Below are 26,145 nucleotides of genomic sequence, written 5' to 3' on the forward strand. Positions count from 1 at the left end.
GGGGATCATTATTCAATGATATAATTATGAATACGAATTCTAAATCGAAAAATATATTTTCAAATCTGGCGTCCGATATCCCGTCGTCGATCGTGGTATTCCTGGTGGCATTGCCCTTGTGTCTTGGAGTGGCCCTGGCATCCAACGCGCCCTTATTCAGTGGTATTATTGCCGGTGTCTGCGGTGGTATTATCGTGGGTATTATCAGTGGCTCCCAGCTCAGCGTGAGCGGGCCAGCTGCAGGTCTTACTGCCATTGTTGCGTCTGCGATCATCACGCTTCAGTCCTTCGAAGCCTTCCTGGTTGTAGTGGTACTGGCGGGGGTATTACAGGTGATTCTGGGATTTGTAAAAGCCGGGATCATTGGTGACTATATTCCCAACAGCGTTATTAAGGGAATGCTTGCTGCGATCGGTCTGATCCTCATCATCAACCAGGTACCGCAGCTGCTGGGCGACAAATCTGCGCTGCCGGCCAACGACGAAGAGTCGATCGCTGCTACCGGGAATATTTTTGTAAACTTCTTCAAAGCATTTGGTCATATCACCCCTGCGGCACTGCTGATCGGCGGGATCTGCCTGGCCTTCCATTTCATATGGGAAAAGCTGGTGGCTGGTAAAAAAGGGTTTCTCAAACTCATCCCCGCTCCGTTGCTGATCGTGTTTATCGGGGTCGGACTGAACGCCCTGTTCGCAAGCACCGGATTAATGCCGGGTCTTGCAGATAGTTACCTTGTAAATATTCCAAGGGCGAATTCGGCAGAAGAATTTGTTACCTTTTTTACAACTCCCGACTGGAGCACCATCTGGAACTCACAGATATGGATACTGGCTGTAACCGTTGCGCTGGTAGCCAGCCTGGAAAGCCTGCTGAGCCTGGAAGCGATCGATGATATGGATCCTTATCAGCGTGCCAGTCCTACCAACCGTGAATTAAAAGCGCAGGGGATCGGCAACATCGTTTCCGGACTTATTGGTGGTATTCCGGTTACCAGCGTGATCGTACGTTCTTCGGCAAATGTGAATTCCGGTGCCAAAACCAAAATGTCCACCATCCTGCACGGGCTGTTGCTGCTGAGCTGTGTGGCTTTTATTCCTTTTTTATTAAACATGATCCCCAAGACGGCACTGGCTGCCATCCTGATATTCACCGGGTACAAGCTGGCAAAACCGTCCCTTTTTAAACTGTATTATAAAAAAGGCTGGGACCAGTTCTTACCATTTGTGATCACTATTGCGGCCATTCTTGCAACCGACCTTTTAAAGGGGGTTATCGTAGGGATCGGTGTAGGATTATTTTTTGCCTTCCGTTCCAATTTCCGCAAGGCCGTATTTGTGGTAAAGGACGATACAAAATATCTGTTCCGCTTAAGAAAGGATGTATCGTTCCTCAATAAAGCCATCATCAAGCAAAACCTTGAAAAAGTGCCGGAAGGCGCCCAGGTCATCATCGATGCCATGCGCGCGGATTATATTGATAAGGACATCGTGGAGGTTATTGAAGACTTCATCATCCATGCGCCGTTAAAAAACATCGATGTACAACTGGAGACCAGCGGGTTTATTGATCACGGATTTTCTTATAAAATATTGGCGAACGACAACAGCGATGGGCATTTAAGACGTACCTACACAAAGGTGATCACCAGTACAAAACAAAAAACAACTCCGGAAGCTAAAGAGGAATTGGCTAACTTAGCAACGCCTCAATAGTTGTCCGTTATTAAAAAACATACAACGATAATCGAATTATGCAATCATACGAGAAATTATTAAAGAACAATAAAGAATGGGCAGCAAAGAAACTGAGCTTCGATCCTCATTTTTTTGACAATCTGGCGGAAACACAAAAGCCTGAATTCCTGTGGATCGGTTGCAGCGACAGCCGTGTACCGGCCAACGAGGTAACCGGAACCACTTCCGGTGAGATATTTGTGCACCGTAACATTGCCAACCTGGTGGTGCATACTGATATAAACCTGATCAGTGTTTTAGAGTATGCGGTGGCACATCTGAAAGTAAAACATGTAATTGTTTGCGGGCACTACGGATGCGGCGGTGTTAAAGCGGCTATGAGCAATGGTGATTTTCACCAGGTACTTAATATGTGGCTCCGGGTGATCAAAGATGTTTATTATAAACATAAGGAGGAGTTAAACGGTATCAGTGACGAAACGGCAAGAGCGAACCGCCTGGTAGAACTGAATGTAAAAGAACAGGTAGAAAAGCTGGCAAAGACCTCCATTATTCAAAAAGCCTGGCAGGAGCGGCAGGCACCGATGCTGCATGGCTGGGTGTATGGCCTGGATGACGGGCAGCTGCACGCCCTGCATACGATCACACCGGACAACAACCCGGTTGATCCCATTTATATGTACGAAAATCTTCAGTAAAGAAATTCCCATCCTGTTACAGCCCTGCCTTTCCGGCGGGGCTTTTTTATATTTTTTCTGCCTGCCACCGGAAACTGTGCTGCAACCGGGTCAGTTTACCGATTGCTGATCTTCTTCGTTGAATACATATTCGCTCCGCACTACATTCCCCCCGGCATCCCGGGTTTCGGCAAAACGCCGGGGATTAAAGATATTGGGACCTTTGACCAGTTCCTCACATTTAAAGAACTGCATTTTGGAAAAAAGTGCAACGGCCTGGCAGGAAGAATCCATACGAACCTTATCTCCTATAAGGATCTTTGCGATTTCAATATAGCTCACAACACTTGTTGCATACATCCCTTCCGGAATGCAATTACGGGTACAGATAAATTGCTTTTGCTCATACGTTGTACCGGGCGCTATATAAATGGTATCCCGGTAAACGAGGGTATCCGGCATGGATAGGGAACGCTGCCAGACCACTCCCCGCCGCAGTTCCACCGATACGGACAGCTCATTTTTATAGGCTGCAACCCGCTCATAACCCTCTTTTTCAGTATGGGCGTCCTTTTTGCAGGCAGCAATTAACAATAGTAACATCGTCAGCAGGGAAGCCGACAACGACAGCACCTGGTTTTTCTCCATAACAGATCAAGGTTGATTTACCGGTAAAACGGAACCATACCGCAAAATGCAACAGCTTCCGGGAAAAGTAAAAAAAAAACGGCCTTTAATAAGACCGTTTGCTATCATTTAAACTGTATTGAATTACGCTTTCTGCTTTTCGGCAAATTCCCTCCGGATGATATTCAGGGCTGCGCCGGCTTTAAACCATTCGATCTGCTGTGTATTATAGGAATGATTTACAAGGATGGAGTCCGTAGTACCATCCTTATGATGCAATACCAGTGTCAGCTGTTTATCAGGAGCAAATGTTGTAAGACCGAGGATGTCAATAATATCATCTTCCTGGATCTTTTCATAATCATCTTTATCAGCAAAGGTCAGTGCCAGCATTCCCTGTTTCTTCAGGTTGGTTTCGTGGATACGCGCAAAGGATTTAACCAGTACGGCGCGGGCTCCCAGGTGGCGGGGTTCCATAGCCGCATGTTCCCGGCTGCTTCCTTCCCCATAGTTCTCGTCGCCTACGATCAGCGTGCCGATGCCGGCGGCTTTGTAAGCCCGCTGGGTAGCAGGTACCGGACCGTATTCCCCGGTCAGCTGGTTCTTTACATTATCTGTTTTATCGTTGAAATAGTTTACCGCACCGATCAGCAGGTTATTGGAGATATTATCCAGGTGGCCGCGGAACTTCAGCCAGGGACCTGCCATGGAGATATGATCTGTTGTGCATTTACCTTTAGCCTTGATCAGCAGTTTCAGTCCTTTCAGATCGGTACCTTCCCATTCGGGGAATGGTTCCAGTAACTGAAGGCGTTTGCTGTCCGGAGCCACGATCACCTGTACACCGGAGCCATCAGCGGCAGGTGCCTGATAACCGGGATCATCCACGGAAAATCCTTTTACGGGAAGCTCTTCACCGGTTGGCGGGTCCAGCTTCACGGTTTCTCCTTTTTCATTCACCAGGGTATCGGTGAGCGGGTTGAAGGTCAGGTCTCCTGCTATTGCCAGTGCGGTCACCAGTTCCGGTGAAGCCACAAATGCATAGGTATTGGGGTTACCATCCGCCCGCTTTGCAAAGTTCCGGTTGAAGGAGTGAACGATCGTATTTTTTTCCTGCTTATCGGCACCCAGGCGGTTCCACATACCGATACAGGGTCCGCAGGCATTGGCAAATACAGTAGCACCAATACTTGCAAAAGTATCCAGGAATCCGTCTCTTTCGATGGTATAGCGCACCTGCTCGGAGCCCGGGGTAATGGTGAATTCCGCTTTTGTTTTTAAGCCTTTTTCATTTACCTGTTTTGCCAGCGATACCGCCCTGCTGATATCTTCATAAGAAGAATTGGTACAGCTGCCGATCAGACCTACTTCTACTTTTGTTGGCCATTCGTTTGCTGCGGCGGCTTCCTTCATTTTTGAAATCGGCGTTGCCAGATCCGGGGTGAAGGGGCCGTTCAGATGGGGTTCCAGCTCATTCAGATCGATTTCGATCAACTGATCGAAATACTGCTCAGGATTGGCGTATACCTCAGGGTCTGCTGTCAGCTGGTCTTTGATAGCATCCGCAGCAGCAGCCACATCCTCACGACCGGTTGCTTTCAGATAACGGCTCATACTGTCGTCGTAAGCAAACGTAGACGTGGTAGCGCCGATCTCCGCACCCATATTACATATCGTTCCTTTACCGGTACAGCTCAATGATTGCGCGCCTTCGCCAAAATATTCAACAATGCAGCCGGTTCCTCCTTTTACAGTGAGAATACCTGCCACTTTCAGGATCACATCCTTGGGGGCTGCCCATCCGTTCAGCTTCCCGGTAAGTTTCACACCAATTAATTTGGGCATCTTCAGTTCCCAGGGCAGCCCGGACATTACATCGCAGGCATCCGCCCCTCCCACACCGATAGCGATCATTCCCAGACCGCCTGCATTTACTGTATGGCTGTCGGTTCCTATCATCATTCCGCCGGGGAAGGCATAATTCTCCAGTACTACCTGGTGAATGATACCGGCTCCGGGTTTCCAGAAACCAATACCATATTTATTGGAAACAGAAGCGAGAAAATCAAATACTTCACTGCTGTCTTTTTTTGCAACTGCCAGATCCTGCGCTGCGCCGGTCTGTGCCATAATCAGGTGATCACAATGCACGGTGGACGGAACAGCGGCCTTATCGCGCCCTGCCTGCATAAACTGCAACAACGCCATTTGGGCGGTTGCGTCCTGCATCGCCACACGGTCCGGAGCAAAATCTACATAATCAATACCCCTCTGGTAGGCTCGCTGCGCAGGTGAGGTCAGGTGTGCATACAGTACTTTTTCGGTAAAGGTTAAAGGCTTGTTCACCAGCTTACGCGCCTCGTTTACCTTCCCTTCAAATTCGGCGTAAACCTTCTTTATCAGGTCAATATCAAATGCCATAAAAAATCATTTAATTGGATGTGAATGAATTGCCGCGAATTTACAAAATTTTCACGTCTTGGAGAACCTGAAAATGACAATATTATCCAGTAAAACAGGAGTTACAGGCTGCCTGGTGCTATTCTTAACAAAAAAATCAGATCCGGCATCCGGGTTTTAGCAGCCGGTAGAAGTTTTAGCGCCCCGCTAAAAGAACCTTTACCTGGAATAAGTATAACTAGCTAATTTACAAAATCTTATACTCAATTCGCATATTCTGTCAATTTTATTCTCCCGGAATTGCAAAAATCAGTTTATAATAAATATTTTTGTGGTATCAATTTGATTGTACTAACTATGAACCGTCTGAAAAGTTTTGTAGAATGGAATGCGTTCGGTGTTTGTTCTTCCATTGGCAACCGGTTGAACATCTCACCCAGTCGCATACGGCAATATTTTATTTACACCTCCGTTCTCACCATGGGCTCTCCTATCCTGATCTATATGATACTGGCGTTCTTTAAAAATGTGAAAAATTATATTCACTCTTCAAAAAGAAATCCCTGGTATTATCTGTAAGGTACCACGTAACTGATTTTATTATCCGATTCTTCAGCCATGTTATTTAATCCTCAGATGGCGGACCTTGAGGCAACCAGATCGTAAACCGGGTCCCTGTACCCGGAGTACTTTGAACATCGATGGTCCCCCTATTCTGCCGTACAAATTCGCTGCAAAGCAGTAAGCCTACACCCGTTCCCCTTTCTCCTGCAGTACCATAAGCCGGATCCAGCGGATCGGAAAACATTTTTTGTAGCCGTTCCGTTTCAATTCCTATACCGTGATCGGCTACAATTACGGACATCCCGCCGGCCTGCTCACCGGCAATAATTTCTATCAGTCCGTTGATAAAACTAAACTTCAGTGCATTACTTATAAGATTCCGTAGCACTACGGAAACCTGATCCCTGTCTGCATATACGGTTGTTCCGGGAAGAATACGGATGTCCATCCCGATTTTCTTTTGCTGTACTACCGGTTCAAAAAAGCGGCCGATCTCTTCTATCAATGGCAAAACCAGAAAATGTTGCGGGTCCAGTTGTATCCCCTGCATACCGCGCGCACTCCAGCGCAACAGGTTATCAAGTGTGCTGTCCAGCTGCGAAACGCGGTCCTGCAGTAATGCGGTAGCTTCCTGCATTTCCTCACGGTCCATCAGCCCGCTCCGGAATTGTCCGAGCAATGCATCCAGTGTCACTACCGGACTGCGGATATCGTGGGCAATAATGGAGAACAGCTTCTCCTTATCCTGGTTCATCATTGCCAGTACCTGGCGTTGCCCTTCAATTTTCCGTTCATAGTCGGACTGGATGTGTTTAAAGAAAAGCAGGGCCAGGATCACAAACAGCAGGGCCGTGGTGATATTGGCCCACATCCGCTTTTCCGGTACCGGCGGGCCGAACAGCGGCGGCTGTGGGTAAAAAATGATGAAGAGATGCGCTGCAATGATCAGCAGGCTTAGTCCTGTTACCACCCTCCGGTCGTCATAAACCAGGATGGCGATAATAAGAATATTGAGTAAAAAGTATTGTGCCCCGTTATGAAAATACAGACCGGTAAAAGTATAAATGAGTAAATTGACGCCGATCAACACCAGCCGCGCGCCCAGATACAACCGGTACCGGTGCATAATCAGCACCATCAGCGAAGAGACAGTGCTCATCAGGTTCAGGCCCGCCAGCACGTACCGCTCCTGAAGCAGGTTAACCCCCGCATAAAAAAGCATAAACGGGATGCAGGGCAGCGCCAGTAAATTCAACAATTTGGTACGCCGGGATTCGATATAGGGCATGGCTGGCTGAATCCCTACATTCACAATATTGTCCCAAACCCGTTTTATATTCCTCAGCAACAATTGTTTTGCTCTTATGGCCATAATCGCACAAAGATAAATCAACCGCCTTGATCTGATGATTTTGAAAAGTGCGGCCGGTTCCGTTTGCGGACAGCACCTGTACGGATGGAAAGAGCACCTGCTCCTGCAGTTTTCAGTTGCATACTGTTATTTATTAACAACTTATAACGATACGGAAAAAATGCGAATACAATGTGTAACATTTTAAAAGTTTTTGCTATTATTATGTAAAGGGTAAATCACTTCGTTGGACCACACCATAGAAATAGCAAGAGATGAGCAGGTTGAACTTTGCAGAAAGGGTGACACCAGCGCCTATTTTGCCATCTATGAGCGATATGCCAAACCCATGCTGAACAGCAGTATGCGGATCGTAAACAATATCGCAGACGCGGAGGACATGGTACAGGAGGCATTTATTGACGCATTCAACAACCTGGAGTCCTTTACCTATAAAAGCTCATTTGAAGCATGGCTGCGAAGGATTGTTATCAACAAGTCCATCAGCCTGCTCAGAAAGCGCAAAATCACCTGGGCCGTTGTTGATCTTTCCGGTACTGCGGCTGAGGAATCCGGCGAAACAAATGAGGAGCAGTTTGAATTTGATGTACAACGAATAAGAACAGCAATCCGTACGCTCCCCGAAAATTACCGGATCATTTTTAATTTGTTTGTTATAGATGAGTTGAAGCAGGATGAAATTGCTGCGCTCCTCAATATTTCTCATAATAATGTCAGAACTATTTATCACCGCGCAAAGAAAAAAGTGCTGGACATTTTAAAATCGGATGATAATGAACAGTAAATTAGAAGATTTTATCCATAAGAACAAGGCCGCATTTGACGACCAGGAGCCCTCTGCGGCTCTCTGGAAGCGTCTGGAAAAAAAAATGCAGGAATCTGCTCCGCAGCCTGTCCGCGACCAGAAGCCTCCAGCTTCAAAAGTGGTTAAAATCAATTGGTGGAAATGGGCAGCTGCCGCCATGATCCTTATCACTGCGGGTGTGCTGAGCCGGCCTTACTGGAGGACCTCTACCTCTACTGCACCTCCTTATTACGCCCATTCCGGCGACTCCGGACAATTGCAGGGCGAACGCCGGGACAGCAATGAAAATGCTACAGCCGGAACGGAACCCGGTGATGAAGAAGAGGCCCGCCGGCGTAACGGCAGTGAAAGAAATTTGCAGCGGAACCAGACGGGTACTGAGCCACAGCCAGCGGCCAATGAAGTAAAAGAAGAGCTCTTCCACTATGCCCGCCTGATAGAGATCAAACAAAAAGAAATAGCTACTTTAAAGAATAACTATCCGGAACTATTTGAACAGTTTTCAGAAGACCTTACAACGCTGAATACTTCCTACACTACATTAAAACACAAGTATGATGAAGGACTGAACAGTGAACAGCTCCTGAGTGCGATGATCGAAAATCTTAAATTGCAAACAGAACTTTTAAACCGGCAGCTGGAGATCACAAAAAAACTCAAACAACAGAAAAATGAAGCGACATATAAAAATATTTAGCCTGTTCCTCCTGCTGCTGGCTGTATACATAAATGCCTACGCTGCGCCGGACGACTGGAACGTGGAAAGAAAAAAGACCATCTCAAAGTCCTATTCTCTATCCGACCGGTCCAGGGTTTCTGTAAAAAATTCATTCGGAAATGTAAATGTGCTGAACTGGAGTAAGGATGAGGTTAAAGTAGATATAACCGTCACGGTAAAAGCTTCCACCGATGAAGCGGCAACAGCTCTTCTGGATGCCATCACGATCGAAGAAAGCGGCGGCAGTACAGTATCCTTTGAAACCAGGATCCGGTCCGGCAACGGCAGAAGTTCAGGGCGCAATAAAAGCTCCTCCATGCAGATCGATTATGTGATATACCTGCCTGCGGCCACCACTTTAAAGGTGATGAATTCGTTTGGCAACACTTTTATACCCGACCGCAACGGGAGCACAGAGCTCTCCCAGGCCTACGGAAACCTTACCACCGGCAGTTTAACCAATATCGACCGGCTCTCTGTTGAATTTGGGCGGCTTGCGGCGAAAGAGCTGGAAAACACCAAGGTATTTGTAAAATTTTCAGAAGTGGAGATCAGTAAGCTCTCCGGGAATTTTGACGGCAACTTCCAGTTCTGCTCAAAACCAACTATCGGGTTCACCACCGCCATACGCAATATAACCATAGAGACCAAATATTCAGATCTTACTATTCACATACCCCGATCGTTTGATGCCAATTTCGATATCGTCACCAACTTCGGGCGTGTTACCAATAACAGTGACTTAAAACTGGTGGACCGGGACGGCGGAAAAATGACGGAAACAAAATACAGCGCTTCTGCGCCGAAGGCCGACCGTAAAGTATCGATCCGAAGCGAGTTTGGAAAGATCCAGCTCAAATAACCTGCGCGCTGTTGTAAGCTGCAAAAAATAAAAAAGGCCATTTTCAGATGGCCTTTTCAGTAAAAGGTTAAAAGGTATTTTTCATTAACCGGTTACTCTCATTTAAGATGTTTATAATAATATGATATGGCTTCTCCGAGAGAAGCTACATGCAGCTTTTCATAAATCCTCCGGGTGTAAGTGCCCACTGTGTTAAACGTGATCTTGAGCTTATCAGCGATCATCTTATAACTCAACCCGTCCGCCAGCAATTTTAAAACCTCCATCTCCCTCTCACTCAATGTAGTGGTAACGGTGGCGGGTTTAAAGTACTCCAGCACTTTCAGGGCAATACCGGGGTTCATAACGGCACCTCCCTCATGTACATCATGGATCGCCTGCAACAGCTTTTGGGAGGAATCTGTTTTTAAAACATAACCGCTGGCTCCATTCCGGATACTGGTAAAGATTTTTTCGTTGTCATCAAACACAGTCTGCATAAGCACTTTGATCTCCGGGCGTCTGGTCTTGATCGTCTTCAGTCCTTCCAATCCATTTACTTCCGGCATATTGATATCCATCAGTACCACATCGGGCAGTGTGTTTTCCATATCCGCAACGGCATTCTTACAATTTTCTGCAGCGCCCACATATTCGAGGTCATCTGTCAATTGAATCAGGGTTTTAAGGCTATCCCTCCGGGCCATATTATCATCGTATATAAAAACTCTGATCGGCATTGCTTCGGCAAATATAAATGAGATACTTATACTTCCTTGTCATGAATATTCGTGACAGGAACTGTTACATAGATGCGGGTACCGTTTTCCGGATCAGTTTCCAGGGTAAAGGTACCACCCAGCTCTTCGGCGCGCTTTTTCATATTCCGCAATCCGTTCCCGGCCGGCTGCATCCCGGCGGAAAACCCAACACCATTATCGGCCACTTCTATTTTAAGCAGCGCTTCCCCGGTGTAAATATGGATGGATACAAAACTGGCCTTGCTGTATTTTACGATATTATTGATCGCTTCCTTCACGATCAGCACCACATTTTTTCTTGCCGTAATGTTCTGAACCAGCTCATTGATTTCCTGGGGTATGTTCACTTCGTATCCGATCTCCCGGCTCCCCAATACCTCACTTACAAAGTTCTTGATCCGGCTGTCGATAGAAAGCGTATTGAACTTATCCGTACGCATACTCCAGATGATGTCGCCGATATCTTCCAGGATTTTCGAGGAATTCTCCGAGATCTGCCGCAAGAGGTATTTTGTTTTCGGAGCATCTTTTTCCATTAGTCGGCCCGCCACATCACTATATACTTTCAGACTGCTTAATGTAGAGCCGATATCATCATGCAGGTCTTCCGTAATACGGTTCCGCTCTTTCTCGATCCGTGCTCTTTGCGCATACATCCGCCGCTGCTTCATGATCCGCAGCTGGTACAGGGTAAAAAAGAATGCCCCCATAAATAATGATGTGGTCAAAAAAACAAACCAGCCCTTACGATAAAAGGGTGCATTGATGTTGAAGCGCAACGGAAGCGTGTACTGGCTGATCACGCCATTTATATCAACGGCTCTTACCCTGATGGCATGACTTCCCGGCTCTAACCGGAGGTTTAAGGTATTGCCAACAATTTCAGAAAGGGTCGAATCATCATCGAGGGAATAAACAAAATGATCAAAATAACCGGAAAGGTTGACTCCCGCAAAAGTAAGTGTGATGGTACGTTCGCTGCTGGAAAGGTTATAGGAACCTGCAATGGGTATAGCGCCCTGGTTGACCTTTATATCAGTAAGATAAGTTTTTATATTAAGCTGGGGAACTTTCACATTCGCAGGAATACTGACCATTCCCATTTCAGCGGCTATGTAAACAGAGTCATTTTTGTAAACAATATCACCAATAACATTATTAGATATCCATTCCTCGTGATTTAAATTTGTAATGGTATGTCGCATCCAGCTTCCATTAATTTCATATCGGATATAGGACATTCCCCTCCGGGTAGCAGCCCATACAATACCTGATTTTTCCGCGCTCTGAAGTTTGACCGCTGCAAAACTTATCAGCTGTGGATCTGTTAACTGATAAATAACATGGTTATCCTTCAGTACAAAAATCCCATTGTTTGTTGTGGAGACCCAAAGCAGGCCATCCGGCGTTAGCGTTGCTGACAAAATACGTGAACCTTTCAAAAGTGTATTTTCAGCAACGTGTTTCATAGTATCATGACCGTAATTATATACATACAATCCATCCATTGTTCCCAGATAAACCATCTTCTCCTTCACGGTGATGCTTGAAATACGCATTAACGGGATTTTCAGACGCCTCGCTTTTTCGGTTATTGTATTGATTTTATACAGACTCCCAGCGGCACTCATGCTTGCAGCAAGAATGATGCTGTCATTGAACACAGCGATCCTCTTTATCTGTCCAATAGCATTTCCCGTTTTCTCTTCAATAATCGAACGTTTATAATCGACAATACATCCCCACTCTGAAGCAATAAAGATCTTATTCTGTGATGAAAGAATTCCCAAAACCCTGGTTGACCCTTGCTTATTATTGATTGTTTGAAATCGAATTTCGCCATTTCTGTTTTTTTCAATTATTTCTCCATAGTTATTTCCACCATAAATCGTTCCGTAATCATCGATAAAAATACATCTGAAATTATTTCTCGTGGGCGGATCAGGAAACGGCCGCAAAATGTTTAACCCACCTTTACGATACAAAAGCAGTCCTTTATCTACAGTAGACACCCAGATATTGTTATATCTATCCCTGAAAGAAGAATTTGCAAAAAAGTTTCCTGATATTTTGAACTTATATGTGTCAGTAGCAAAATCAAAGACATAAATAGAGCCCTTTGAAGTTGATACATTCAGTTCATCCCTATTCTTCCGTACCATCAACGGACCTTCCTCAATTTTATTTTTTGTCACCCTGATGGCATTTTTCCCAAATCCTTTTTGACCTATATATATGTCGCCCGCACTGGTGCACATGTATAATTTATTTTTAATTACAGCGAACAATTCATTTCGTAATCGCTTTTTATCCATAACGAATAACAGCACACTGTCTTTACTAGCCGGATTCTTTCTTTCTAAATAAACATTTCGATCCGGGTCTCCATTAATTGCTGGCGCAGAATACATCCAGTATTTTTCATTTTCGTCATCGCATTGATATGCAACCCTATCATGAGTGGAAACTAATTGTCTGTTCTTAAAAAATAATTCTCCGATAATATTGTAAAATACGATACCGCCTTTATCCAAAGGTCTTGACCACATTGGCAGATTGATTATAGCTCTTGAGGCTTCTGTATCCCTGAGCGGATTTATAAACCGGTCCTTCATCTCATCATAATAGTGAGGACCTTTCTTAAAGCTGTTGATCCAGATAGTACCATCCTTTTCTTTTACCACCTCCAGCACATCGTTATCCGGCACCCCCTCCAGTTTGCCGTATTTTTTAAAATACCGGCCATCAAAGCGGCATACGCCATTATCCGTAGCCACCCACAAAAATCCTTTATCGTCTTCCGCACAGGAATAAATATAATTGCTGGGCAGTCCGTCATTCATCGTAAACGAGCGTACCATTCTCAGATTCTGGGCACTTCCGGTAATGATCGAACCCATCAGGGCCAGAAAAAACAGGATAGCAGTATAGGGGCATTGGCCTTCCCTCTGTTTCATATCAGACAGGCGATTTTTATAACACGTGTATTCTCAGTCAAAAATATACAATTTCTAACATAAATCCGGGCAGAAATCATAGGTTTTCATTCTTCTGTTTTACAAATTATCATAAAAAAAGGATGCGCATCTGAGCCGCATCCTTTATCTATTGTTTACTGATACCCTTAGCTGCACCCGAGACTGTTGCCGCAATTCAGGCATTTGTAACAGGTACCGCTACGGATGGTTATATGTCCGCATACATTACAAGCAGGAGCATCTCCCTGCATGCTTTTGGCAGCCGCATTCACCGCATCCAGGCTGCTCAGGCTGCCGGCTTTGATCGTATCGGCACCCGCCGAGGACCGTGTAGCGGCCTTACCCACCACCCTTACTTCACTCAGCTCGGGTATCCGGTCGCCGATAACGGGTGTTTCGTCATCCCAGTCCTCCTCATCCGGTACCGGTTCCCTAGAGTTATCCAGCACATGTACAAGATCCGTGCGACCCAAATATTCATATGCCAGTGAGCGGAACATAAAGTCGATAATGGAAGTGGTGGATTTTATATTGGGGTGCTGCACCATTCCGGATGGCTCAAACCGGGTGAATACAAATTTCTCCACAAATTCCTCCAGTGGCACACCGTACTGCAGCCCTATGGAAACGGCAATAGCAAAACAGTTCAGCATGCTGCGCATGGTGGCGCCTTCCTTGGCCATATCAATAAATATTTCACCCAGAGTACCATCATTGTATTCCCCTGTGCGCACAAAAAGCGTTTGCCCGTTGATCTTTGCCTTTTGCGTAAATCCCCTTCGTTTGGCCGGCAGCGATCTCCGTTCCACGATCATTGCCAGCTGGCGCTTCAGGGAAGTATCAGCACTATTCTGTACCCGGTGATTCACCTCTTCCAGCAATTCATCGATCGTCAGTTTTCCCAGGTCAATAATGGTAGTTTCGGTTTCCTGTTGTCCGGCTTCTTCTTCATCTTCGTTCTTCGTTGTTGTATCCGCCTTATTGCTCAGAGGCTGGCTCAGTTTGGACCCATCCCGGTACAGGGCACATGCTTTCAGACCCAGCTCCCAGCTTAGTTTATAAGCATCCGCAATTTCTTCTATCGTGGCTTCATTAGGGAGGTTGATGGTTTTGCTGATGGCGCCACTCAGGAAGGGTTGCGCTGCTGCCATCATCCGGATATGGCCGTGCGCATGGATATAACGCTTACCGATCTGACCACACTTATTGGCACAATCAAAAACAGGAAGATGCTCCTCTTTCAAGAACGGGGCGCCTTCGATGGTCATGGTGCCACATACATAGGTATTGGCAGCATCTATTTCCTTTTTTGTGAAGCCGAGGGCCTCCAGCATGTTCCAGCCAAAGTCGTTATACTGCTCCGGCTTAAAGCCCAGCCGCTGCATACAATCCTCACCCAGTGTAAATACATTAAAAGCAAAAGAAATTTCAAAAGCAGTGGCCATGGCGGCATTCAGCTTCTCGATCTCTGAAGCAGTGAATCCTTTCCCTGCGAGGGTCTCGTTATTAATGTGAGGCGCTCCGTTCAGCGTGGCAGAGCCCTTTGCATAGTTAACAATTGCAGTGATCTGCTCCCGGGTATAGCCCAGGGTTTGTAATGCCTGGGGCACACTTTGATTGATGATCTTAAAATAACCGCCGCCACTTAGCTTTTTGAACTTCACCAAAGCAAAATCAGGCTCTACACCCGTAGTATCGCAATCCATTACCAGTCCTATCGTTCCGGTGGGTGCGATCACGGTGGTCTGGGCATTGCGGTAGCCATATTGCTCACCCAACTGCACTGCTGTATCCCACGCCCTGGTTGCAGCCTTTAAAAGATAGTCAGGACAATGCGCAGCATTGATGCCCTGCGGCTGGATCTCCAGGCCTTCATAGGCAGCTCCTGCATCATAGGCAGCCGCACGGTGATTGCGCATCACCCGAAGCATATGTTCCCTGTTTTCTTTATAGCGGGGGAAGGCGCCGAGGTTGCCCGCCATCTCCGCAGACACCGTATAGGCCGTACCGGTCATGATAGCAGTAATAGCTCCTGCAATGCCTCTTGCTGCTTCACTGTCGTAGGGGATCCCGCTTACCATCAGCATCGATCCGATATTGGCATATCCCAGACCCAGCGTCCGGTAGTCGTAGCTTAACCGGGCCACTTCTTTTGAAGGGAACTGTGCCATCAGCACAGAGATCTCCAGCACTACGGTCCATAACCGGCAGGTATATTCAAAACCGGAAACATCAAACCGGTTTTCTTTTTCATCAAAAAATTTGCGGAGGTTGACGCTTGCCAGGTTACAGGCGGTATTGTCCAGGAACATGTATTCGCTGCAGGGATTACTGGCGCGGATCGGGCCACCTTCGGGACAGGTATGCCATTCATTAATGGTGGTATCATATTGTGTTCCCGGGTCTGCACAACGCCAGGCAGCATAATTGATCTGATCCCAGAGGTCTTTTGCCTTCACCGTGCGCATGGTCTTGCCGGTGCTACGCGCTTTAAGCTCCCAGTCACCATCCGCTGCCAGCGCCTTAAAAAAAGCATTGGGAATACGCACTGAGTTATTACTGTTTTGCCCGCTTACCGTCCGGTAAGCTTCTCCTTCATAATCGCTGGAGTAGCCGGCAGCGATCAATGCAGCCACTTTATCTTCTTCCCCAACCTTCCAGTTTACAAACTCGACGATCTCCGGATGGTCCAGGTCCAGGCATACCATCTTTGCCGCACGCCGTGTGGTGCCACCGCTTTTTATGGCCCCGGCTGCGCGGTCCCCGATCTTCAGAAAACTCATCAGGCCACTGGAGGTTCCGCCGCCGCTAAGCCGTTCGCCTTCACCGCGGATGCTGCTGAAATTGGTACCTACACCACTGCCGTATTTGAAGATCCGCGCTTCCCGCACCCAAAGATCCATGATACCTCCATCATTCACCAGGTCGTCTTCCACATTTAATATAAAACAGGCATGGGGTTGCGGCCGCTCATACGCCGATGTGGATTTTTTTAATTTTCCATCCTTCTGATCCACATAGTAATGCCCCTGCGGTTTGCCGGTGATCCCATATACTTCATGCAAACCGGTGTTAAACCATTGCGGGCTGTTAGGTGCGCAGGACTGATTCAGGATGGAGTAAACCAGCTCATCATAAAAAACCTGACCGTCCTGAGGAGTGGCAAAATAATTATACCGCTCTCCCCATATCCGCCAGCAATGGGCCAGGCGATGGGCCACCTGTTTCACACTGGTTTCCCGGCCGGTACTTCCATCCGCCTGCGGAACACCTGCTTTACGAAAGTATTTCTGAGCCAGTATATCCGTTGCGATCTGACTCCATTGTTTTGGCACTTCAACGTTGTCTACCTGGAACACCACCTCTCCGCTGGGGTTCTTGATCACAGAGGTACGGTAATCATACTCGAACATATCAAAAGGGCTAATTCCGTCCCGGGTGAACTTCCTGGAAAAACCCAGACCGTTCTGGTTTTGTTTTTTCGCTGACGCCATTTTTATAAAAGTTTGGTTAAGGTTATACTTAAAGGAGACTTTAACGAATTTACTTTTACAAAACCAGGATTCCCAGCCCTAAATATGCACAGTTGTGGATAAAACAATTTGGACTGCGGAAGCGATATACAATTTATGAGATGCAGCTTATAAGGACCGTGTCAACCGCGGAGCTTGTCGAGCTTCAGATAGCCGATCTCCGTAATATCTTCGGAAAGCGATGCCTCCTTATCAATAAAAAGGCAAAACCGCTGCTTCTGGAAGGGCGGCAGGATCTCCTCCACATTGTAGATTTCGTCAATATCTACCCCGTATTTGTTGTCTACATGGCTTACCGCATTTGCAGCGGCGTTGTAGTCTTTATAAAAAGCCGTTTGCCGGGCCTGCTGCACCGCGGCCCCCATACTTTGCGCAACGATCAGTGTTTTATGATGGTATTCTTCAAAAACACCGGGTAAATATCCGCCCAGGTTGATAAAAAAAAGCTGGTCTTTCCGAAGCTCCGCCCCGGTACGTTCCGTCACCCGGATGCGATATCCGTCCACCGCCGTTACTTCCCGCCAGGCATCAATGTGGATGCCGCCCGCAGCCTCCGGCCAGAATGCCTGTATGAGCGGAACTGTTTCCGACAGGCTCCTTCCGATACAGAAAAAAACATCATGCTGCTCCGTATGTCTTCCCGGCGGTGTGCAACCCAGTAGCAGAAAAAATAATTTATGCGGCTCCATCTTTTTTGTTATTGATCAGCTGAAATAATTCGTCTGTTGTCCGCACCGGCTGCTGGCAGGCATAATGCTCACAAAGGTAGATCCACAGCGGATCACCCGGTTCTTTGCCGGAGAGCAGCGGAAATCGCTCATCAGCATGTGCGGTGGCCATAATTACGCTGTGAGGCAGAAACTGCTGCAGCAGGGCTTGCAGGGGAACTTGATAATTACCCGACAAAACGATTTCCTTCAGCCCTTTATGTACCTGGTAAAAATTGAGCATCCATCCTCCGAAAGAAGTCGGATACCGGATAATGGCATGGCTCAGCTGTGCAATCATCCGTTCTGCCTGCAACTGCCAGCCGGGAATATCAAACAGCACTGCCAGCTCCAGCAGGTTCTTTGCCATAACAGCGTTTCCCGAAGGGGTGGCCCCGTCGTACACTTCTTTTTTTCTGAAAATAACATCCTGCTGCCCTTCAGGTGTGTAGTAAAAATACCCGGTGGCTATTTCAACAAAATCACGCTGTACTTTTTCACCGATCTCCCTTGCCTTAAACAGCCACCGGCTGTCTGCCGATATCCGGTACAACTGCAGCAGCGCTTCGATCAGATACGCGTAGTCATCCAGAAAAGCAGGGTATTTTGCGTTCCCGTCCTTCCACACATGCAAAAGCTGGCCGTCTTTTCTGGCAAAGGCTTCCAGAAGAAATTCCATATTGGAAACCGCCCGGGTCTTATAGGATTCATCCCCGGTAGCTTCAAATGCCTTACCGTATGCCGTATTCATGAGGGCATTCCAGCCCAGCAATACTTTATCATCCAGCGCCGGACGCACCCGTGCAGCACGCGCTTCCAGCAGGCGGGCCTTCCCTCTCTCCAGTACCGCATCCAGCTCCTGCACGGAGATCCCCTGCTCAGCAGCAACCGTGTCTTTGGACCGCAAGATCCTGAGGATGTTTTTACCTTCCCAGTTCCCCGTTTCGGATATATCATAGTAAGCAGCAAAGAGTGCGGCATCAGCGCCAAGCAGCCGGTCGGTTTCTTCCTTGTCCCAAACATAAAATTTACCTTCTTCCCCTTCACTATCGGCATCCAGCGCTGCATAAAAACCGCCCTGCGGGTGCAGCAATTCCCGTTCAATAAAAGTGATTGTCTCCTGGATGCATTGCCGGTATCGAAGGTCCTGTGTTACCTGAAAAGCCTCACTGAGCGTTGTCACCAGTAAGGCATTATCGTAAAGCATTTTTTCAAAATGAGGGGCCAGCCACTCGGTGTCAGTCGCATAACGGGCAAACCCGCCTCCAACCTGGTCGTAAATACCGCCTTCGATCATTTTATCCAGGCTCAGCAATGCCTGGTCCCTTGCCTTTATCGCGAGGCTTTCGGGCCGCGCCGCTTCCAGAACGGAATACCGGAGCAGGTAGCGGATGGTCTGTGTCTGGGGGAATTTCGGCGCCCGGCCAAACCCACCCCAGACCGTATCCGACTGCTTCAGAATGTTGGAACCGGAAGCATCGGCCTCATCCTGTGTAAATGAGACAGTCGCAGTATCGTTGATCCCAAAAGCATTGGCCTCCACCAGCTGACCCGTCAGTCCTTCCGCCTGTTTTTCGATTTCTTCCCTTTTTTCTTTAAAAGCAGCTGCAACAGCGGTCAGTACATCTTTCCAGGAGGGCCGGTTTGCATAGGCCTGCGGCGGGTAATAAGTGCCGCCATAAAAAGGCTTTCCTGCCGGGGTCAGAAAAACATTCAGCGGCCAGCCCCCGCTGCCGGTCATGGTCTGTACCGCATCCATATAAATATGATCAAGGTCCGGCCGCTCTTCCCTGTCGATCTTAATATTAATGAACTGCTCATTCATAAGCTTCGCAGTAACCGCATCTTCAAAACTTTCCCGTTCCATTACATGACACCAGTGACAGGCGGCGTAACCGATGCTGACGAGGATCGGTTTATCTTCCTTTACGGCGCGTTCCAGCGCTTCGGCCCCCCAGGGATACCAATCCACCGGATTGTGGGCGTGTTGTAATAAATAGGGACTTGTTTCGTATAGGAGATGATTGGACATAAATGCGTTTAAAATTCCAGATTTAATGTTTCAGGTCAGATCCCTGCATTACCTGAAGCCCTTTTCCTGATCCCGGATTCTCATTCTCACATTGCTACCGGCCCCATCCCCATTTAAGGAAAACCGGCATTGCTGTTCCCCAGGTGGCTATGTCATGCTTCCCTTCTTCCAGTTCGAGATAAGCCACATCTTCCGGCGTATATCCTTTTTTGATCAGTTCTTTTACCAGATCCCGCGTATCATCCACAGCGTCGATGACGCCATTGTTATTCCGGTCATGTGCTTCATCCATCAGCCCGCATTGTAAAAAGAACCTCAGTCCCGGCCTGTAGCTTCCGTTCCGGATCTGCTGCTGCATAATGCGATGCCGGTCGTCGTCATAACCCGCGGCCTCCTGATCCCTGCTCCGCCACCAGAGCGATCCCGAAAAGACACCTGCCTTTGAAAAGACCTCCGGATGGTTCCACACGATATCCAGTGCACTTAACCCTCCCAGGGAAAAACCTGCAAATGCAATGTCTTTAAATGTTGCGACTTTATATTTACCGGAGATATAGGGCATCAATTCTTCCAGAATAAAACGGGTATAACCGGCCGCCAGGTCACCGCGTCCGAGATAATCCGGTTCAGCGGCCACTCCGTACTCCCGTTTCCGGTTGTTACCCGCGGTAATTCCCGCACATAAAACCGGAGCAATGGCCCCTTTATGATATAATCCTGTCAGTAACTGCTGAAAATTCATCACTGCCAGATCCTGTCCGTCATTGATCAGCAGCAGGCTGATCTCCGATACATCGCGCACGCCGGCAGGCAGGTAAAAATCAACTGTCACGGACCTTTCCAGCAGGACCGAAAAAAGAGTTGCCTGTTCGGTCAAATAGCCTGGATCTTCTACTGTATTCATCGGCTCAAAAGTAGTGAAATACGCTTATCTCCTGATTGAAATATTTCATGCCGAATAATTTTTTGCGGGTACTTGAGAATAACTTAAATTGAATCGAAAATAAACAAACGTATATGGGACCGGCAAAGGGCGGCATTCACATTAGAATACCGGGAACTGTTTTACTACCAGACCATGAAAGCACTTTATATGAAGAACCGGCAAAATAATGTCAGTACCGGGATCCCGGCCATCTTCTCCGTATCGTTTGAATTGATTACACTGCCTGCAGAACAATCATTAAACCTGTCTGCTGAACGGACACTAAAAAACAGAAAATGAAAAAAATCGGAATTCTTTTTGGCAAGGAGCGCTCTTTTCCCGAAGCTTTTGTGCAGCGGGTGAACAGTAAGAATATAGATGGGATCATGGCAGAACCGGTCCGCATCGACAAAGCATTACAGGGGCAACCATCTGGGTATGAAGTGATCATCGACCGGATCAGCCAGGACGTTCCGTTTTACCGTACCTGGCTGAAAAACGCTGCGTTAACAGGAACAGCAGTCATCAATAATCCGTTCTGGTGGAGCGCCGATGATAAATATTTCAATAACTGCCTGATGACACAGATAGGAATACCGGTGCCAAAAACCGCGATCGTCCCCTCCCACGACCGGCCGGATGACACTTCCGATGCTTCGTTCAGCAATCTGGCCTATCCGCTGGACTGGGAGGGCATTTTTCAGGAAGTGGGATTCCCCGCTTATATGAAACCCTTTGCCGGCGGCGGGTGGAAGCATGTTTATAAGCTGCATAACAAAGAGGAATTCTTTGATAAACACCGCGAAACCGGGCAGCTGGTAATGCTCCTGCAGGAGGAGATCGTGTTTGAGGAATATTACCGGTGTTACTGCATCGGTAGCAAACATGTGCGGATCATGCCTTATGAGCCCCGTAATCCGCACCACCTGCGGTATGTGGCCGACTTCCGCCCTTCCCCCGAAAAGCTGCAGGAGATGACGGAGATCGTCCTTAAGATCAACCGGTACCTGGGATATGATTTCAATACGGTGGAGCTGGCCTTACGCAACGGAGTACCCTATGCCATTGACTTCTGCAACCCGGCACCTGATGCCGACCTGAAAAGCGTGGGACCCGAAAACTTTGAATGGGTGGTGGAAACCGCAGCCAGCTATGCTATTGAAAAGGCACAAACCAACCAGGCCGGAGATAACCTGACCTGGGGGGAATATGTAAAAGCAAGCGCCGGGAAAACAGCGCTTTAGGATCATATCGTTGCCTTTAAACAGGAACGGTCTTTATAAATCAGAATCGCTACATGAGTATTAATTACAAAACATTTACCCTTGGTGTGGAAGAAGAGTACATGGTGCTGGACAAAGACAGTTTTGAACTCAAAAGTCATGAACAGCGCATTGTACAGGAAGGGCAGAAAATCATTAAAGACAAGGTAAAGGCAGAGATGCACCAGGCCGTAGTGGAAGTGGGCACCGATATCTGCCAGGATATAGACGAAGCCTACAAAGATGTGTCGCTGCTCAGGAAAACGATCTCAGAGATAGCCGGTACCCTGGATCTCACACTGGGAGCATCCGGCACCCACCCGTTCAGCCATTGGGAAAAACAGCTGATCACCGATCACATACGGTACAATGAAATTGTAGCCGAGCTCCAGGAAGCCGCCCGGAGCAATCTTATTTTCGGACTGCACGTGCATGTGGGGATGGAAAGCAGGGAGCTGGCCAACCATATTGCCAACTCCACCCGGTATTTCCTGCCGCATATTTTCGCACTGAGTACCAATTCCCCGTTTTGGGAAGGACGCACCACCGGTTATAAATCGTACCGTACAAAAGTGTTCGATAAATTTCCCCGTACAGGGATACCGGATGCTTTTGAAAGCATCGAAGCATACGATAATTATGTAAAAATGCTCATCAAAACCAACTGTATTGATAACGCCAAAAAGATCTGGTGGGACCTCAGGGTACATCCCTTTTTTAATACGGTGGAGTTCCGCATCTGCGATATTCCTATGACGGTGGATGAAACCATTGCTATCACTGCCCTGTTCCAGGCAGTTTGCGCCCGTATCTATATGCTGCGCAGCAAGAACCTGAACTTCATCCAGTATTCAAGGCCCCTGATCAATGAAAACAAATGGCGGGCCAGCCGTTACGGGATCGATGGCTACCTGATCGATTTTGGAAAAGAAGAAGAAGTGAACACAAGGGCGCTGATCTATGAGCTGCTCGACTTCCTGGATCCGGTGATCGATCATCTTGGCAGCCGACATCGTATCGAACATGTTCATAAGATCCTGGAAAGGGGCACCGGGGCAGACCGCCAGCTGGCGCTGTTTGAACAGACGAAAAACCTGACCGATGTGGGCCGGTATATCAGTGAAAGTTTCCTGGAGGGGGTGTAACATCCGATCCCGGGCAGGCTAAAACGACGATTGAACAACAAGCCGTCTTTCCTGCTGATTTCCACCAACATAAAAGACGGCCTCTTATTCAGCAAACCCGGCAAATTCCCAAACGGGATTATTACAGAACAGGATCACTGCTTCCGGATCACATCTGATGCCTTACTTTCTTTATTGTCGCTGTTGATCGTAGTTACGCAATAATATCCGGCAGCCGGCGTCACCGCTGTATTTTCAGTGGTGATAGTGAACACTTTCGCTTCCTGCTTTAAATCGGGTGTAAAATAAACTACGGATCGTACCGCTCCATTGGTGGTCCATTTCAGACTGCCGCCTTCAAAACGTACATTTTGTGGTTCACCGGGATCGGCTGCTACACTCCGGCCTAAAAAAGGTATTACGGTGGGGGTATTCCAGAGTTTGGTCAGCGTATCGGTAACGCCCACCGGGTTCTGCAAGATATATTTGGCACTGTACAGCACATGCCCCAGTGAAGCCCTGTATTTTTTTGTTAGCTCCAACTGTTTTTTCAGCTCATTTGCTGACTGAAAAGCAGATGGTGCAGCAGGATCTCCAAACCGGTAGTAAGCATATCCCACCATCATAGTAGCCTGATAGCGGAACTGGTGCCACCAATGCAGGCGCTCCTTAAAGTCGCTGGTTGCCGCACCAACCTGCTGGTAAAGCTGGGGAATGATGATATCCACCCAACCTTCCTGGTTCCATTTTAATACATCCGCATATAAGGTATTGTAGTTATAGGTGTCGCTTGCCGCCGGCGAAATAGAGAACACCACTTCCGGCCGGGTAGTCACAATGATATCATGCACGGCTTTGATCGCTTTATTCACATTATCCCTCCTGAAGTCCTCTATAGAAGCAATGCCGGCGCCGTATTTTTCATAGTCATCTTTATCAGCAACCATTACACCTGCTGCCGAAGGATCCGGGTAAAAATAATCATCAAAATGAACTCCATCTACCGCATACTTTGTGATAAGATCCTTTATTATGTCTGCCAGCCGCTGACGCACTTCCGGAACAGCCGGGTTATATATCTGGATCTTTTCATGACTTACGACCCAGTCCGGTTCTACTGAAGGATGCAGATCCGGATAGGCCGTACTGCTGCCCGCACGTGTTGCAATACGGTAAGGGTTCAGCCAGGCATGAAATTCCATTCCCCGCGCATGTGCTTCATCCAGCATAAATTTCAGTACATCATATCCCGGGTCTTTTCCTCTTGTGCCCGTGATTGCAGCACTCCAGGGTTCGTACGGTGAATTATAAAAAGCGTCGCCCATGCCTTTTATCTGTACAAAAACGGCATTAATGTTTAACGCTTTAAACTTGTTAAGATAATCAATGTACTGTTGCTTCTGCACAGCCGCACTGTGTTGATCCTGCGGCCAGTCTAACCCCCAGGCAGTGGTCACCCACACAGCCCGCATTTCTTTTTTTGGCAGGATAAAGCCATTATCCGGGGTTTTAGTATCATCTATACTGCTATCGTCTTTTTTACATGCATTCAGCCCGGTTAGAAGTACCGTAATTATAAAAAACCAGATCATCTTTTTCATATCAGACATGTATTTAATTGTTCCGCCCGGGGCGGGATGTATTCCTATTCTACAATAACCGTTCATTTAATCCTCTGAGGTTTTTGTGGGAAAATCGATCATTACAAAACCGGCATCCGTATGTGCAGCGTACAAGGTCAATTTCTCATCCCTTCCCTCGCCATCTTTTGTTATATACCACCGGGTCTGCAAAAAACAGTTGGGTCCTGCCGGCCCTAATAAAGAGTACTGGTATACCGCTGCTTTATCGGGTCTTCCATTAAACAGTTCCAATGCTTCCCTTGTTGTTTTTCCCTTTGTAATATCATATACGTACAATACAACCGGATCCGATCCGGATCGCGCAGCAGTGGTCATGATCAGATAGCGCTCCCTGTTGAAGGTGATCACATGCGCATCGGATCCTTTTTTAGGCACCGCATCATCATTTAACGCATAAGAGACGACGGCCGACTCATTGGCCAGCCTGATAGGAGCATCGTAACCGGTATAGATATAATCAGGAGTATTCCCTACCCTGTTCAGGGACATTGTATAACTTGAACCGGTTGCACTTACAAATGCGGCCGGCTCGGACAATTGCGTATAGCCCGTCACTTTTACCCTTACAACTCGTGTTGCTGCATTATCACCAAAAAAGAAATATCCATTTCCGTCGTTGTCGAGATTCGCTGACATATTATCGCCAAGGCGGACGCCTCCGTCCGGCACCACCAGGCTACCGATCAGCTGAGGGGCTGCCGAAGGAGTGGTCCAGTGATAAATTTTCAATGGGGATCCAGCCGAATTACCGGAAAGATTGGCAATATATGAATGGCCGTTCACCTGTGCGCCAACGTTAACCGCAAAAGTACCACCGCTCACCCCTGCCTGGTTCAGCGGTATGGGAGCGATCACATTATTCCGGATATCTGATACCTTCAGAAGATGCGAACCACCGGAAGCCCTCGTAACAATCAATATATGCTCCCCGTCAAAGCCCGATCCTCTTGTTGAACCACCTGTGAAGGTTGGATAGATCGGATTACCCAATTCGTTATTCGTATAATCGTATATCTGGGGCTTTCCGAAATCAGCTCCAAAAGGAGGAATCTTTAAAATCAGCGTTGCAAAATACTCCCGGAAGCGTGCGCTGTTTACTACCTTAATAACCTTGGTAAGCGATGATTTACCGTCAATAAAATAATCGCTGCCATCTTTGAAATCCAGCTGGTAAGAGGTTGTTTCCAGTACCGCTCCATCAGACATAGTGGCTTCAAACTTAATATTATTGAAATCACTCATGGTATCGAGGCGTGGAAAAGTGATCGCCTTCCTATTCTCATCGATCGTACCTTCCAGTACCGTATTCCCGTTAGCGCCGGCATTTACAATTTTTATGGTTTTCAATACCACTTCATCGGAAGATTCCACGTTCTCCGGATATTTTTTCTGGCAGGAAGCCGCCAGCAATAGTACCAGCAGTGCCAGTATCATCACTGGATATTTTGAAATGCTTTTTTTCATTTTATGCAATTTTTCGTT

General features: G+C 47.4%; 20 protein-coding genes. 9 read left to right on the forward strand and 11 right to left on the reverse strand.

Annotated elements, in window-relative coordinates; translation table 11 throughout:
* The first annotated feature begins 26 nt into the window (after window positions 1-26).
* Together K7B07_RS04575 and K7B07_RS04580 are read left to right on the forward strand one after the other, a co-directional pair.
* Entirely contained in the window at window positions 27-1,712 is a 1,686-nt protein-coding gene (locus tag K7B07_RS04575; protein ID WP_223707845.1) for a SulP family inorganic anion transporter, read from the forward strand.
* A gap of 38 nt (window positions 1,713-1,750) precedes the next feature.
* Window positions 1,751-2,392 carry a carbonic anhydrase gene (locus tag K7B07_RS04580; RefSeq protein WP_223707846.1) on the forward strand — a complete coding sequence of 214 codons (642 nt, stop codon included), beginning with the start codon at window positions 1,751-1,753 and terminating at the stop codon, window positions 2,390-2,392.
* Between the two features lie 90 nt (window positions 2,393-2,482).
* Here the strand turns inward: K7B07_RS04580 and K7B07_RS04585 are convergent, their stop codons facing one another.
* Window positions 2,483-3,019 (reverse strand): hypothetical protein, encoded by a 537-nt coding sequence (locus K7B07_RS04585; protein WP_223707847.1) that lies wholly within the window; start codon window positions 3,017-3,019, stop codon window positions 2,483-2,485.
* A gap of 123 nt (window positions 3,020-3,142) precedes the next feature.
* On the reverse strand, window positions 3,143-5,419 hold the full coding sequence (locus tag K7B07_RS04590; RefSeq protein WP_223707848.1) for an aconitate hydratase: 2,277 nt from the start codon (window positions 5,417-5,419) through the stop codon (window positions 3,143-3,145).
* Window positions 5,420-5,755: 336 nt separating this feature from the next.
* Here K7B07_RS04590 and K7B07_RS04595 point away from each other — a divergent pair, with 336 nt between their 5' ends.
* Window positions 5,756-5,977, forward strand: coding sequence for a PspC domain-containing protein (locus K7B07_RS04595; RefSeq protein WP_223707849.1), 222 nt, complete (start codon window positions 5,756-5,758; stop codon window positions 5,975-5,977).
* 46 nt (window positions 5,978-6,023) lie between these two features.
* On the opposite strand, the gene K7B07_RS04600 is transcribed toward K7B07_RS04595, so the two are convergent.
* On the reverse strand, window positions 6,024-7,334 hold the full coding sequence (locus tag K7B07_RS04600; protein WP_223707850.1) for a sensor histidine kinase: 1,311 nt from the start codon (window positions 7,332-7,334) through the stop codon (window positions 6,024-6,026).
* Window positions 7,335-7,560: 226 nt separating this feature from the next.
* Between K7B07_RS04600 and K7B07_RS04605 the strand changes: the two genes are divergently transcribed.
* Genes K7B07_RS04605 through K7B07_RS04615 form a run of 3 tightly spaced genes read left to right on the forward strand, consistent with a single transcriptional unit; the run spans window position 7,561 to window position 9,719 of the window.
* Window positions 7,561-8,118 carry an RNA polymerase sigma factor gene (locus K7B07_RS04605; RefSeq protein WP_223707851.1) on the forward strand — a complete coding sequence of 186 codons (558 nt, stop codon included), beginning with the start codon at window positions 7,561-7,563 and terminating at the stop codon, window positions 8,116-8,118.
* Window positions 8,108-8,836, forward strand: coding sequence for an anti-sigma factor (locus K7B07_RS04610; protein WP_223707853.1), 729 nt, complete (start codon window positions 8,108-8,110; stop codon window positions 8,834-8,836). Before K7B07_RS04605 ends, K7B07_RS04610 begins: the two co-directional genes overlap by 11 nt.
* Complete coding sequence (locus K7B07_RS04615; RefSeq protein ID WP_223707855.1) at window positions 8,811-9,719, forward strand: DUF4097 family beta strand repeat-containing protein; 909 nt, start codon at window positions 8,811-8,813, stop codon at window positions 9,717-9,719. The genes K7B07_RS04610 and K7B07_RS04615 overlap by 26 nt, the downstream gene beginning before the upstream one ends.
* 98 nt (window positions 9,720-9,817) lie before the next feature.
* Here the strand turns inward: K7B07_RS04615 and K7B07_RS04620 are convergent, their stop codons facing one another.
* The 6 genes from K7B07_RS04620 to K7B07_RS04645 form a co-directional block, all read right to left on the reverse strand.
* On the reverse strand, window positions 9,818-10,438 hold the full coding sequence (locus K7B07_RS04620; RefSeq protein ID WP_223707856.1) for a response regulator: 621 nt from the start codon (window positions 10,436-10,438) through the stop codon (window positions 9,818-9,820).
* Window positions 10,439-10,464: 26 nt separating this feature from the next.
* Window positions 10,465-13,416 carry a sensor histidine kinase gene (locus K7B07_RS04625; protein ID WP_223707858.1) on the reverse strand — a complete coding sequence of 984 codons (2,952 nt, stop codon included), beginning with the start codon at window positions 13,414-13,416 and terminating at the stop codon, window positions 10,465-10,467.
* 167 nt (window positions 13,417-13,583) lie between these two features.
* Window positions 13,584-16,931, reverse strand: a complete 3,348-nt coding sequence (locus tag K7B07_RS04630) for a vitamin B12-dependent ribonucleotide reductase (protein WP_223707860.1) — start codon at window positions 16,929-16,931, stop codon at window positions 13,584-13,586.
* A 161-nt stretch (window positions 16,932-17,092) separates the two neighbouring features.
* Complete coding sequence (locus tag K7B07_RS04635) at window positions 17,093-17,659, reverse strand: DUF1543 domain-containing protein (RefSeq protein WP_223707862.1); 567 nt, start codon at window positions 17,657-17,659, stop codon at window positions 17,093-17,095.
* A complete protein-coding gene (locus K7B07_RS04640; protein ID WP_223707864.1) occupies window positions 17,646-19,709 on the reverse strand; it encodes a thioredoxin domain-containing protein in 2,064 nt (687 codons plus the stop codon). The genes K7B07_RS04635 and K7B07_RS04640 overlap by 14 nt, the downstream gene beginning before the upstream one ends.
* A gap of 94 nt (window positions 19,710-19,803) precedes the next feature.
* Window positions 19,804-20,613 carry an alpha/beta hydrolase gene (locus K7B07_RS04645; RefSeq protein ID WP_223707865.1) on the reverse strand — a complete coding sequence of 270 codons (810 nt, stop codon included), beginning with the start codon at window positions 20,611-20,613 and terminating at the stop codon, window positions 19,804-19,806.
* Window positions 20,614-20,787: 174 nt separating this feature from the next.
* On the opposite strand from K7B07_RS04645, the gene K7B07_RS04650 reads away from it, so the two are divergent.
* Genes K7B07_RS04650 through K7B07_RS04660 form a run of 3 tightly spaced genes read left to right on the forward strand, consistent with a single transcriptional unit; the run spans window position 20,788 to window position 23,041 of the window.
* On the forward strand, window positions 20,788-20,934 hold the full coding sequence (locus tag K7B07_RS04650; RefSeq protein WP_223707866.1) for a hypothetical protein: 147 nt from the start codon (window positions 20,788-20,790) through the stop codon (window positions 20,932-20,934).
* A complete protein-coding gene (locus tag K7B07_RS04655) occupies window positions 20,931-21,878 on the forward strand; it encodes an ATP-grasp domain-containing protein (protein WP_223707867.1) in 948 nt (315 codons plus the stop codon). The genes K7B07_RS04650 and K7B07_RS04655 overlap by 4 nt, the downstream gene beginning before the upstream one ends.
* A gap of 53 nt (window positions 21,879-21,931) precedes the next feature.
* Entirely contained in the window at window positions 21,932-23,041 is a 1,110-nt protein-coding gene (locus K7B07_RS04660; protein ID WP_223707868.1) for a carboxylate-amine ligase, read from the forward strand.
* A gap of 134 nt (window positions 23,042-23,175) precedes the next feature.
* Here K7B07_RS04660 and K7B07_RS04665 read toward each other — a convergent pair whose 3' ends face one another.
* The gene (locus tag K7B07_RS04665; protein ID WP_223707869.1) at window positions 23,176-24,621 is read right to left on the reverse strand and encodes a glycoside hydrolase family 10-like protein; all 1,446 of its coding nucleotides are present in this window, start codon (window positions 24,619-24,621) and stop codon (window positions 23,176-23,178) included.
* Window positions 24,622-24,687: 66 nt separating this feature from the next.
* Window positions 24,688-26,127: a DUF4623 domain-containing protein gene (locus K7B07_RS04670; protein ID WP_223707870.1), complete on the reverse strand. Its 1,440-nt coding sequence runs from the start codon at window positions 26,125-26,127 to the stop codon at window positions 24,688-24,690.
* Window positions 26,128-26,145: the final 18 nt, after the last annotated feature.

Source organism: Niabella beijingensis, assembly GCF_020034665.1.
Taxonomy (GTDB): Bacteria; Bacteroidota; Bacteroidia; order Chitinophagales; family Chitinophagaceae; genus Niabella; species Niabella beijingensis.

Coding starts and splice junctions, on each gene's coding strand:
- K7B07_RS04660 (WP_223707868.1), top strand. CDS start 21,932: ATGAGTATTAATTACAAAACATTTACCCTTGGTGTGGAAGAAGAGTAC.
- K7B07_RS04625 (WP_223707858.1), bottom strand. CDS start 13,416: ATGAAACAGAGGGAAGGCCAATGCCCCTATACTGCTATCCTGTTTTTT.
- K7B07_RS04670 (WP_223707870.1), bottom strand. CDS start 26,127: ATGAAAAAAAGCATTTCAAAATATCCAGTGATGATACTGGCACTGCTG.
- K7B07_RS04610 (WP_223707853.1), top strand. CDS start 8,108: ATGAACAGTAAATTAGAAGATTTTATCCATAAGAACAAGGCCGCATTT.
- K7B07_RS04600 (WP_223707850.1), bottom strand. CDS start 7,334: ATGGCCATAAGAGCAAAACAATTGTTGCTGAGGAATATAAAACGGGTT.
- K7B07_RS04585 (WP_223707847.1), bottom strand. CDS start 3,019: ATGGAGAAAAACCAGGTGCTGTCGTTGTCGGCTTCCCTGCTGACGATG.
- K7B07_RS04620 (WP_223707856.1), bottom strand. CDS start 10,438: ATGCCGATCAGAGTTTTTATATACGATGATAATATGGCCCGGAGGGAT.
- K7B07_RS04645 (WP_223707865.1), bottom strand. CDS start 20,613: ATGAATACAGTAGAAGATCCAGGCTATTTGACCGAACAGGCAACTCTT.
- K7B07_RS04630 (WP_223707860.1), bottom strand. CDS start 16,931: ATGGCGTCAGCGAAAAAACAAAACCAGAACGGTCTGGGTTTTTCCAGG.
- K7B07_RS04590 (WP_223707848.1), bottom strand. CDS start 5,419: ATGGCATTTGATATTGACCTGATAAAGAAGGTTTACGCCGAATTTGAA.
- K7B07_RS04635 (WP_223707862.1), bottom strand. CDS start 17,659: ATGGAGCCGCATAAATTATTTTTTCTGCTACTGGGTTGCACACCGCCG.
- K7B07_RS04615 (WP_223707855.1), top strand. CDS start 8,811: ATGAAGCGACATATAAAAATATTTAGCCTGTTCCTCCTGCTGCTGGCT.
- K7B07_RS04640 (WP_223707864.1), bottom strand. CDS start 19,709: ATGTCCAATCATCTCCTATACGAAACAAGTCCCTATTTATTACAACAC.
- K7B07_RS04595 (WP_223707849.1), top strand. CDS start 5,756: ATGAACCGTCTGAAAAGTTTTGTAGAATGGAATGCGTTCGGTGTTTGT.
- K7B07_RS04580 (WP_223707846.1), top strand. CDS start 1,751: ATGCAATCATACGAGAAATTATTAAAGAACAATAAAGAATGGGCAGCA.
- K7B07_RS04575 (WP_223707845.1), top strand. CDS start 27: ATGAATACGAATTCTAAATCGAAAAATATATTTTCAAATCTGGCGTCC.
- K7B07_RS04665 (WP_223707869.1), bottom strand. CDS start 24,621: ATGAAAAAGATGATCTGGTTTTTTATAATTACGGTACTTCTAACCGGG.
- K7B07_RS04650 (WP_223707866.1), top strand. CDS start 20,788: ATGAAAGCACTTTATATGAAGAACCGGCAAAATAATGTCAGTACCGGG.
- K7B07_RS04655 (WP_223707867.1), top strand. CDS start 20,931: ATGAAAAAAATCGGAATTCTTTTTGGCAAGGAGCGCTCTTTTCCCGAA.